Genomic DNA, 10,293 nt, shown 5'->3' on the forward strand with positions numbered 1-10,293 from the left:
AAAAGGGCGCCAGCATACCCAGCGCCCGGGCGGATGAAAAGGGCCTGCTCAGCCGATGGGCAGGCGGATGGTGATGGTCAGCCCGGCCGGGTGGTTGCTGCTGGCGCGGATGGTGCCGCCGTGGCGCAGGATGGCCTCCGCGGCGATGGCCAGCCCCAATCCGGTGCCGCCGGTCTTGGCGTTGCGGGCGTCATCCACCCGGAAGAAGGGCAGGAACAGCTGCGGCTGCTGCTCCACCGGTACGCCTGGGCCGTCGTCGCGGATGGTCATCACCCACTCCCGACCCTCCCGGTACCAGTCCACCTTGATGAACTCGCGGGCATATTTGAGCGCGTTGCGCAGCGGGTTTTCCAGCGCCCGGGCCAGCAGATCGGGCCACATCCGCAGGGAGTCGGTGGGCAGCGGCGGCAGCCGGAGCTGCTTGCCGCTCTGGTTTGCCTCGAACATGGCGTCGTCCAGGATGGGTTCCAGCAGATCGGCCAGCGGCATCACCACCGGCGCCTCCACATGTTGTTGCACCCGCGACAGATCGAGCAGGTCGCCGATCAGCTTGTCGAGCCGGCCTATCTCCGATTCGATCCGGGCCAGCTCGTTGCTATCCCCCTGCTTGCGGCGGATCAGTGCCTGCGCCAGCTGGATGCGGGTGAGCGGGCTGCGCAGCTCGTGGGAGATGTCGGAGAGCAGCTGTTTCTGCTTCTGGATCATGTTCTTGAGGGTATCGACCATGTGGCTGACGTGATCCGCCAGCTGGCCTATCTCGTCCCGCCGCCCCAGGTTGGGGATCTGCGCCTCCAGATTGCCCTCCGCCAGTTGGGAGACCGACTGCTGCAGCTGCAGGATGGGGCGGGTCAGTCGCCAGGCCAGCAGCAGGCAGAGCGGGGTGCTGACCAGCATGGCGATGCCGAGGATCTGGATTGGATGATCCAGGATCTGGATGAACAGGAACAGATAGGAGTTCTCGACGTTGAGGCCGAAGTAGACGTGGTAGATCTGGCCGCGATGCTCCATCTGGAAGGGGCCGGCGATGGCCCGCTTGTGCTCGCTGCCCAGCATGGGCTTGGCCGGGTTGTCCGAATCGAGCATGAAACGGACCACGAACTTGCTCAGGCGGGTGCTGGACTGCATCTGCCCCTTGGCATCGCGCAGGTAGATGTTGTCTACCGGCAGCAGGCCAGCTGCGTCGATGGCCTGGGCCAGATCGAAATCCTGAGTGGGATCCGCCCCCTTCTGCAGCGCCTTCAGATTGTTGTTGAGACGGGCGATCTCGTGGGCCGGCAGCGGGATGATGTTGCGGGGATCCAGGGTCGGCAGGATCACCACGGCGGCCACCACCAGCAACAGCATGAACCAGAACCAGAGGAAGATCTGGGTGGAGAGACCGTTGAAGGTGCGGGCCGTTCTCATGCCTGTTCCAGCCACAGGTAGCCACGGCCGCGCACCGTCTTGAAGCGGGGCTGGCCGTCGGTGCGCTCAGGCAGCTTCTTGCGCAGGTTGCTCAGGTGCATGTCGATGGCGCGGTCGAAGGGTTCCAGCTTCTTGCCCAGCACCAGCTCGGAGAGCTGGCTCTTGCTGACGATCTGGCCTGGATTGCGCAACAGGCACTCCAGCAGGCCGAATTCGGTGGCGGTCAGCTCCAGCAGATCGCCGTGGCAGCTGGCCTGCTGCAGACCGGGCTGCAGCACCAGATCCATGAAGCGCACCTCGTCCGAACTGCCGCCGCGCTGGGGCTGGCTGCCCTGGGTGCGGCGCAGGATGGCGCGCACCCGGGCCAGCAGCTCCCTGTCATCGAACGGCTTGGCCAGATAGTCATCGGCCCCGGCCTCCAGCCCGTTGACCCGATCCTGGCTGTCGCCGCGGGCGGTCAGCATCAGCACCGGGGTGTCGTGGGTCTTGCGCAGCCGGGTCAGCATGGCGAAGCCGTTGAGCTTGGGCATCATCACGTCCAGCAGGACCAGGTTGAAGTGCTGTTCGGCCAGCCGCTGCAACCCCTCTTCGCCATCCTCGGCGACGGTCACCTGGAAGCCTTCCAGGGTCAGAATTTCGGTGAGCAACTGGGTCAGCTCGAGATCGTCGTCGACCAGGAGTATTTTGTGCATCTGAAGTCATTCCGCTGATTTTTCGCGCCAGACTGGCGCAGGGGTCAGGGTATAATAGATTTTTAACCGCAAGAGGAAAGCCGGTTTTGAGCCATCAACAATATTCCCGCTGGGTGACGCTGGCCAGCATGGCCGCCGTCACCACCGCTACCCTGCTGATCACCGGCAAGCTGATCGCCTGGCTGATGACCGACTCCTCGAGCCTGCTGGCCTCCCTCACCGACTCCTTCATGGACGTGAGCGCCTCCATCATCAACCTGCTGGCCATTCGCTACGCCTTGTCACCGGCCGACGACGAGCATCGCTTCGGCCATGGCAAGGCGGAGTCGCTGGCCGGGCTGATCCAGTCAGCCTTCATCTCGGGCTCCGCGCTGCTGCTGGTGATGCACGGCATCTCCTCCCTGCTCAAACAGGCGCCGCTGGAGCGACTCGAAGCGGGTCTGTGGGTCAGCGGTGGCTCCATCGTGCTGACTCTGCTGCTGGTCAGCTTCCAGAGTTTCGTCATCCGCAAGACCAACAGCGTGGCCATCAAGGCCGACATGCTGCACTACCGCTCCGATCTGCTGCTCAACGGCGGCGTGCTGCTGGCACTGGTGCTGGCGGGGCAGGGCTGGTACTGGGCCGACGGCCTGTTTGCCATCCTGATCGGGCTGTTCCTGCTGTGGGGGGCGTTGCACATCGGTTATGAATCGGTGCAGGCACTGCTCGATCGTCAGTTGCCAGCCGAGGAACAAGCGAGAATAATGGCCCTCTGCTGTGCCGTCGAAGGTGTACACGGGGTGCATGATCTGCGCACCCGCCAGTCCGGTCCGACCCGCTTCGTGCAGTTGCATCTGGAACTGGACGATCAGCTCCCTCTGGTCAAGGCCCATCAGATTGCCGATGAAGCCGAACTGGCGGTTCGTCAGGCATTCGAGCGCATGGATGTCATCATCCACATGGACCCCATCTCCGTGGTGCATAAGGAACAGCAAGGCACTCCCTCAGAACAACAGTAGGCTGCAACATGGATGATCTGGTTGCCAGAACCTGGCAAAAAATTCAGCAAGAAGCGGCGAGCATGGCGACCGAAGAGCCCATGCTGGCCAGCTTCTTCCACTCCACCATTCTCAATCACAAGAACCTGCGTTCGGCCCTCAGCTTCCAGCTGGCCAACAAGCTCGACAGCGCCACCATGCCCGCCATCGCCCTGCGCGAGGTGATCGAGCTGGCTCTGCGCAGCGAACCCGAGCTGCTGACCATGGTCGCCGCCGACATCTGCGCGGTGCAGGAGCGCGATCCGGCGGTCGATCTCTTCTCCACCCCGCTGCTTTACCTGAAGGGATTCCACGCCCTGCAGGGCTACCGGGTCGCCAACTGGCTGTGGCGCCAGGGGCGTCGTTCGCTGGCGCTCTACCTGCAGAACCAGATCTCCGTGGTGTTCGGGGTGGACGTGCACCCGGCCGCCCGCATTGGCAAGGGCATCATGTTTGACCACGCTACCGGCATAGTGGTGGGCGAGACGGCGGTGATCGAGGACGATGTCTCCATCCTGCAGAGCGTCACCCTGGGCGGTACCGGCAAGGAGAGCGGCGATCGCCATCCCAAGATCCGGGAAGGGGTGATGATAGGGGCGGGCGCCAAGGTGCTCGGCAACATCGAAGTGGGCATGGGCGCCAAGATCGGCGCCGGCAGCGTGGTGATCAACCCGGTGCCGCCGCACACTACTGTGGCGGGCGTGCCCGCCAAGATCGTGGGCCGTCCGGAGTGCGAGAAGCCGTCGCTGGACATGGATCAGTGTCTCTGATCCCCTGACCGAGGCGAGTCGATGGCCAAGCGCTGGTCGGGTTATCTGATCTTGGGGATGTGGCTGCTCAACCTGCTGCACCTCTATCTGGGGTTCTCCCCCTGGCCGGCAGCCATCGCCGCCTGGGGAGCCTCCCTGCTCACCTGGCCCTGGCTGGTGGGGGCGGCACGCCGTCAGGCGCTGGCCCTGTACGGGGCGGCACTGGCCCTGCTGATCTTCTCCTGCTGGCAAGGCGCTAGCCTCCAGCCGGCGGACTGGCTGCTGCCCAACATCAACATGCTCACCATGTTTGCGGCGGTGAGCACCCTCAATCTCGCCACCTCGGGCCTGCTGACCGGCACCACCTCATGGCAAGGGCGCAAGGGGCTGTGGAGCACCATGGCCAGCCTCAACCTGCTGGGGGCCGTCATCAACCTCTCGGTGCTTTTCATCATCGGCGATCGGCTGGAACGGTGCGGCACCCTGGAGCGGCGTCAGGTACTGGTGCTGAGCCGGATCTTCTGTGCGGCGGCCTTCTGGTCACCCTTCTTCGTCGCCATGGCGGTGGCGCTCACCTATGCCCCCGGTCTGCAGCTGTCGCAGATCCTGCCGTTCGGGCTGCTGGCGACCCTGCTGGCGATGGGGTTGACCGCCTGGCAGGTTGAGCGGCTGGGGGTAGCGGACTTTGCCGGCTACCCGCTGCGGCTGCAGACCCTGGGGCTGCCGGTCGCCCTGGCCGGGCTGGTGCTGCTGATCAAGCAGATCTGGCCGGATCTCGGCATCCTGGCGGTGATCGCCCTGGTGGCGCCGCTGCTGGCGTTTGCCTTTATGCCGAGCACGGGGCGAGGCCCTGCCCTCAAGCGGCAGGTGGTGGAGCGCTTTCCCGCCATCGGCGGTCAGATTGTGCTGTTTCTGGGGGCCGGTCTACTGGCTGCCGGTATCAACAGCGCCTTGTCGGTGCTCGAGCTGGGCGGTGGCCACGGCTTGCCCTTCTTCCATCACTTCGGCTGGCTGGAGGCCTCGCTCACCCTGCTGCTGATCCTGCTGGTGGCCATTGTCGGAGTACACCCGCTCATCAGCATCTCCGGGCTGGCGCCGCTGCTGTGGCCACTGGCGCCGGATCCCAGCCTGCTCGGCATGACCTTTTTGCTGGGGTGGGGGCTGGCCACCGGCACCAGCCCGCTCTCCGGTTCCAACCTGGCGCTGGCCTCCCGTTACAACCTGAGTGCCGGGGCCATTTTGCGCGGCAACCTGCTCTACGGCCTGCTGATGTACGGGGTTGCCTGTCTGCTGCTGGGGGCCTATATCGCCCTGCACAGCTGAGGCGTCCGGTTGATGTGAATAGGGGAGCAGATCGGGCGCAATGGCGGCTTGTGCGGGCCCTGCCGTGGCCCCGGCGCAGGATGCGAGAAAAATAGACGCATATTTAGTCAATACATCCATGGAAGGCGCATTTTACAGCGCACCGGCTTGTTTGTGCCGATGCCATCAGGGTATGCTGGCTTCACGCGCTTGAATCGCCCTCTGTGGGGCATCGCAATTGAACATACAGGTATGCATATGTCACTAGAAGTCCTTGAGCAACTCGAATCCAAAGTACAATCCGCCGTCGACAACATCTCCCTGCTGAAGATGGAGCTGGACGAGCTGAAAGAGCAGAACAGCAAGCTGCAAGACGAGAACCATCAGCTGCGCAACGAGCACGTTGCCTGGCAAGAGCGTCTGCGTGCCCTGCTGGGCAAGATGGATCAGATGGGCGAAAGCATCTAATCCGTCGCTATCCGCGAGAATTGAAAACGGGCCGCTCCATGAGCGGCCCGTTTGTTTGAGTCAGGCTGGCAATCAGAGCGCCAGCAGCTGCTTGACGGTCTTCTCGATGCCGTCCGCCGCTTCCACTATATTGCTGGCCAGCATGTAGGCGGGGGTGGAGATCACCTTGCGCTCCTGATCCACCACGAACTCGTTGACCGGGCAGTTGAGATGGCTGCCCCCCATCGCCTCGATGGCGTTGGCGGTGCCCTCGTCATGGCCTATGGTGGCCAGGGTGCCGGCGCCGTAGATGAGCGGGATCATGGCCGGTGCGATGCAGATGTAGGCTGCCGGCTTGTTGGCCCTGGCAAAGCTCTGGCAGGCCTTCAATACATCCGGCTGGATTTGGCACTCGGCTCCCTTGATGGCGAAGTCGCACAGGTTCTTGGCGGCGCCGAAGCCGCCCGGCACCAGCAGGGCATCGTAGTCGGCTGCATCCAGCTCTGCCACGTCCTTGATCTGGCCGCGGCAGATGCGGGCGGCTTCGACCAGCACGTTGCGGCTCTCTCCCTCGCTCACTTCCCCGCTCAGGTGGTTGATCACATGGAGCTGCGGAACATTGGGCGCAAAGCACTGCACGGCGGCGCCCTGCCTGGCCAGCGCCAGCAAACTGATGACGGCCTCGTGGATTTCGGCCCCGTCAAAGACGCCACAGCCACTCAAGATCACGGCCACTTTTTTCATGACAGACTCCTCGTTGTTGAAAATGTGAGCCAGGATGGATTGTTGTACTTTTGTATGGTTATCGTTCGTCCTCCGCTGGTCAAGTCATCTTGCTGTGCTAGGATTGTTTCGTTTCGGATCCTGCCGCGTTTACTCCCTTAAATCTTTTTCCACATTGATCGAGATCATTTCAACGGTCTGGCGATCGGTTTTAATGATCTCAATTCATTGTTATATATGCGATTTTCATTTTTTATCCACAGCAGTTTCACTGCGCTTCATCAATCACTCCATTTTTGAGCACAGAGTTATCCACAGAGTGGCAGTCGATGAGGATCCCTCGGCCGGGTCGCCCCCCCCTCTTGGTGTGAGGGGGGCCCTGTGGCATCCTAGCGGCTGTTTATCTCTGGCAGGACGATTTCATGGCCCCTAGCAATCCCCTTATTCTGGTCGACGGCTCCTCTTATCTTTACCGCGCCTTCTTTGCCTCTCAGCAGGCCGATCTGCGCACCTCGACCGGTTTGCCGAGCGGCGCCGTCCGTGTCATGGCCAACATGATGCGCAGCCTGCGCAAGCAGTACCCCGACTGCCACGTGGCCGTGGTGTTCGATGCCAAGGGCAAGACCTTCCGCGACGACATCTATCCCGAATACAAGGCCAACCGGGCCAGCATGCCGGATGATCTGCGCAGCCAGGTCGCCCCCATCCACCAGATGATCAAGGCAATGGGTTTCCCCTTCCTGATGGTCGAAGGGGTCGAGGCCGACGACGTGATCGGCACCCTGGCCCGTCAGGCGACCGAGAAACAGCTGCCGGTGCTGATTAGCACCGGCGACAAGGACATGGCGCAGCTGGTCTCCGACCATGTCACCCTGATCGACACCATGAAGGACGTGAAGACCGATCGGGAAGGGGTGATCGAGAAGTTCGGCGTACCGCCAGAGCTCATCATCGACTACCTGGCTCTGATGGGGGACAAGGTGGACAACATCCCCGGCATGACCGGCGTCGGCGAGAAGACCGCGCTGGCCCTGCTGCAGGGGATCGGTAGCATCGACGAGATCGCCGCCAACCTCGACAAGGTCGCTGCCCTTGGTTTCCGGGGCTCCAAGGCGTTTGCCGACAAGTTCCGCGAGCAGGAGGAGCAGGTGCGTCTCTCTTATGTGCTGGCCACCATCAAGACCGACGTTGAGCTGGAGCAGAGCCTGGAAGAGCTGGAGCTTGGCCCCATCGACAGGGAAGCCTTGCTGGCGGTCTATCGCGAGTATGAGCTGCGCAACCTGATCAAAGAGCTGGAGTCCGGCGGCGAGGAGAGCGGCGCCGAGAGTGATGAGGAAGGCGCCGCCCCGGCTGCCGCCATCGAAACCGACTACCGCTGCATCCTGGACGAGGCCGAATTTGATGAGTGGCTGGCACGCCTGCAAGCGGCGCCGTTGTTTGCCTTCGACACCGAGACCACCAGTCTCGACTATATGGAGGCGCGCATCGTTGGCGTCTCCTTTGCCATCGAGCCTGGCAAGGCGGCCTATGTGCCCTTCGGCCACGACTATCTGGGGGCGCCGGTACAGCTGACCGAGGCCGTGGTACTCGGCAAGCTCAAACCGCTGCTGGAAGATCCGGCCCGCCTCAAGGTGGGGCAGAACCTCAAGTACGATCGCAACGTGCTGCTCAACCACGGCATCGAGCTGCAGGGTATCGCCTACGACACCATGCTCGAGTCCTATGTGCTCAACTCCACTGCCAGCCGCCACGACATGGACTCGCTGGCCCGCAGGTATCTGAACGTCGAGACCATCTCGTTCGAGGACATTGCTGGCAAGGGGGTCAAGCAGCTCACCTTCAACCAGATCGAACTGGAGCAGGCGGCCCCTTACGCGGCGGAAGATGCCGACATCACCCTGCGTCTGCATCAGGCGCTGTGGGGCAAGCTCGCTGCGGAGCCGGGTCTCGCCAAGGTGTTCAGCGAGATCGAACTGCCGCTGCTGCCAGTGCTGGCGCGGATGGAGCGGCTCGGTACCACCATCGAGCCCAAGCTGCTGCATCAGCAGAGCCAGGAGATTGAAGTACGTCTGGCAGAGCTGGAGAAGCAGGCCCACGAGCTGGCCGGGCAGGAGTTCAACCTCTCCTCGCCCAAGCAACTGGGGGAGATCCTCTTTACCAAGCTGGGGCTGCCGATCATCAAGAAGACTCCGAAAGGAGCCCCTTCCACCGCGGAAGAGGTGCTGGCGGAGCTGGCGGAGACCTATGAGCTGCCGCGTCTGCTGATGGAGCACCGTGGCCTGGCCAAGCTCAAATCCACCTACACCGACAAGCTGCCGCTGATGATCAAGCCGCAGACCGGGCGAGTGCACACCTCCTATCATCAGGCGGTGGCGGCGACCGGGCGGCTCTCGTCTACCGATCCCAACCTGCAGAATATCCCGGTGCGCAACGAACAGGGGCGTCGTATCCGGCAGGCCTTCATCCCGTGCGCCGGTTACAAGCTGGTTGCGGCGGACTATTCACAGATTGAACTGCGCATCATGGCCCACCTCTCCGGTGACAAAGGACTGCTGACCGCTTTCGCCGAGGGCAAGGACATCCACAAGGCGACCGCCGCCGAGGTCTTCGGGGTTGAACTTGATGCGGTGACCAGCGACATGCGTCGCAGCGCCAAGGCGATCAACTTCGGCCTCATTTATGGCATGAGCGCCTTCGGTCTTGCCAAGCAGCTGGGCATCGGCCGTGCTGAGGCGCAGAAGTACATGGATCTCTACTTCGAGCGCTACCCGGGCGTGCTGGAGTACATGGAGCGCACCCGCCAGCAGGCGGAAGCCCAGGGCTATGTCGAAACCCTGTTTGGTCGCCGCCTCTATCTGCCGGACATCAAGTCGCGCAACGCCGGTCTGCGCAAGGCGGCGGAACGGGCCGCCATCAACGCCCCCATGCAGGGTACGGCCGCCGACATCATCAAGCGCGCCATGATCAACGTGGATGGCTGGATCCGGGGCATTGAAGACCAGTCGATCCGCATGTTGATGCAGGTGCACGATGAACTGGTGTTCGAGATCCGCGAAGAGAAGCTGGAGGAATACATCGCCATCATCAAGGAGAAGATGTCAGCCGCCGCCGAATTGCATGTGCCGCTGGTGGTCGAAGCGGGCACCGGTGACAACTGGGATCAGGCCCACTGATCGCTGGCAGTCGTCATCGACACCTATATAGCTATATAAGACGCGAAGCCCGGCCTCATGCCGGGCTTCCTGTTTGTGGCTATCTGGATTCAGACCTCTTGCAGGTATTCGTCCTTGAGCAGCACATAGTTGTCGGCCGAGGTTTTGAGGAAGGCGATCTCGGCCGGCTTGAGCGGGCGAGCCTGCTTGATGGGATTGCCCATATAAAGAAAGCCGGCCTCGAGTCGCTTGCCTGGTGGCACCAGACTGCCGGCACCGATCATCACATCATCTTCGACCACGGCCCCGTCCAGCAGGATGGCACCCATGCCGACCAGCACCCGGTTGCCAATGGTGCAGCCATGCAGCATCGCCTTGTGGCCGACCGTGACATCTTCCCCGATCAGCAACGGATAGCCGGCCGGGTTGCTGGCACTCTTTCGAGTCAGGTGCAGCACTGTGCCGTCCTGAATATTGCTGCGGGCACCGATGCGGATATGGTTCACATCCCCCCGTGCTGCCACCATGGGCCAGATGCTGGCATCGTCACCCAGCTGGATATCACCCACCAGGGTGGCGCAGGGGTCTACATATACCCGTTTGCCCAGTTGCGGGCGTTTTCCCTTGTAAGGTCTCAGTCGCAAGTCCATCTTGGCCTCCTTGTTTTCGGCCATTCTAGCAATTCGGTGCTGGTTTCTGTGGATAAGTTTGTATAAAAGCTGTGCTTGGATATGAATAACTAAAAAAGTGCAGTTTTTTGCAATTTTATTGCAGGGGAGGGGTTGCCAGAACGAATTCACTCCCTATA

Annotated in this window: 9 protein-coding genes; 5 read left to right on the top strand and 4 right to left on the bottom strand. The window is 62.3% G+C overall.

Translation table 11 applies throughout. The annotated features are described in order from the left end of the window. Positions 1–48: 48 nt before the first annotated feature. Both PG897_RS21230 and PG897_RS21235 read right to left on the bottom strand, forming a co-directional pair. Positions 49–1,404: an ATP-binding protein gene (locus PG897_RS21230; RefSeq protein ID WP_005307577.1), complete on the bottom strand. Its 1,356-nt coding sequence runs from the start codon at positions 1,402–1,404 to the stop codon at positions 49–51. Continuing rightward, positions 1,401–2,096, bottom strand: a complete 696-nt coding sequence (locus PG897_RS21235) for a response regulator (RefSeq protein ID WP_010635506.1) — start codon at positions 2,094–2,096, stop codon at positions 1,401–1,403. Before PG897_RS21235 ends, PG897_RS21230 begins: the two co-directional genes overlap by 4 nt. An 86-nt stretch (positions 2,097–2,182) precedes the next feature. Between PG897_RS21235 and fieF the strand changes: the two genes are divergently transcribed. From fieF to PG897_RS21255, 4 genes are all read left to right on the top strand, one after another. Beyond that, on the top strand, positions 2,183–3,094 hold the full coding sequence (gene fieF, locus PG897_RS21240) for a cation efflux pump FieF (protein ID WP_010635505.1): 912 nt from the start codon (positions 2,183–2,185) through the stop codon (positions 3,092–3,094). 8 nt (positions 3,095–3,102) lie between these two features. Continuing rightward, the gene (cysE, locus tag PG897_RS21245; RefSeq protein WP_005307587.1) at positions 3,103–3,882 is read left to right on the top strand and encodes a serine O-acetyltransferase; all 780 of its coding nucleotides are present in this window, start codon (positions 3,103–3,105) and stop codon (positions 3,880–3,882) included. A gap of 21 nt (positions 3,883–3,903) precedes the next feature. Next, positions 3,904–5,184 (top strand): hypothetical protein, encoded by a 1,281-nt coding sequence (locus PG897_RS21250; RefSeq protein WP_201882722.1) that lies wholly within the window; start codon positions 3,904–3,906, stop codon positions 5,182–5,184. Positions 5,185–5,421: 237 nt separating this feature from the next. Then, a complete protein-coding gene (locus PG897_RS21255) occupies positions 5,422–5,631 on the top strand; it encodes a cell division protein ZapB (RefSeq protein ID WP_005307594.1) in 210 nt (69 codons plus the stop codon). A 72-nt stretch (positions 5,632–5,703) separates the two neighbouring features. Here PG897_RS21255 and elbB read toward each other — a convergent pair whose 3' ends face one another. Continuing rightward, on the bottom strand, positions 5,704–6,354 hold the full coding sequence (gene elbB, locus PG897_RS21260; RefSeq protein WP_019840100.1) for an isoprenoid biosynthesis glyoxalase ElbB: 651 nt from the start codon (positions 6,352–6,354) through the stop codon (positions 5,704–5,706). Between the two features lie 401 nt (positions 6,355–6,755). Between elbB and polA the strand changes: the two genes are divergently transcribed. Continuing rightward, positions 6,756–9,506, top strand: coding sequence for a DNA polymerase I (gene polA, locus PG897_RS21265; protein WP_043171453.1), 2,751 nt, complete (start codon positions 6,756–6,758; stop codon positions 9,504–9,506). A gap of 89 nt (positions 9,507–9,595) precedes the next feature. On the opposite strand, the gene PG897_RS21270 is transcribed toward polA, so the two are convergent. Further along, positions 9,596–10,135: a gamma carbonic anhydrase family protein gene (locus tag PG897_RS21270; RefSeq protein ID WP_010635500.1), complete on the bottom strand. Its 540-nt coding sequence runs from the start codon at positions 10,133–10,135 to the stop codon at positions 9,596–9,598. Between the last annotated feature and the right edge of the window lie 158 nt (positions 10,136–10,293).

This window comes from Aeromonas sp. QDB20 (assembly GCF_027707805.1).
Taxonomy (GTDB): Bacteria; Pseudomonadota; Gammaproteobacteria; order Enterobacterales; family Aeromonadaceae; genus Aeromonas; species Aeromonas dhakensis.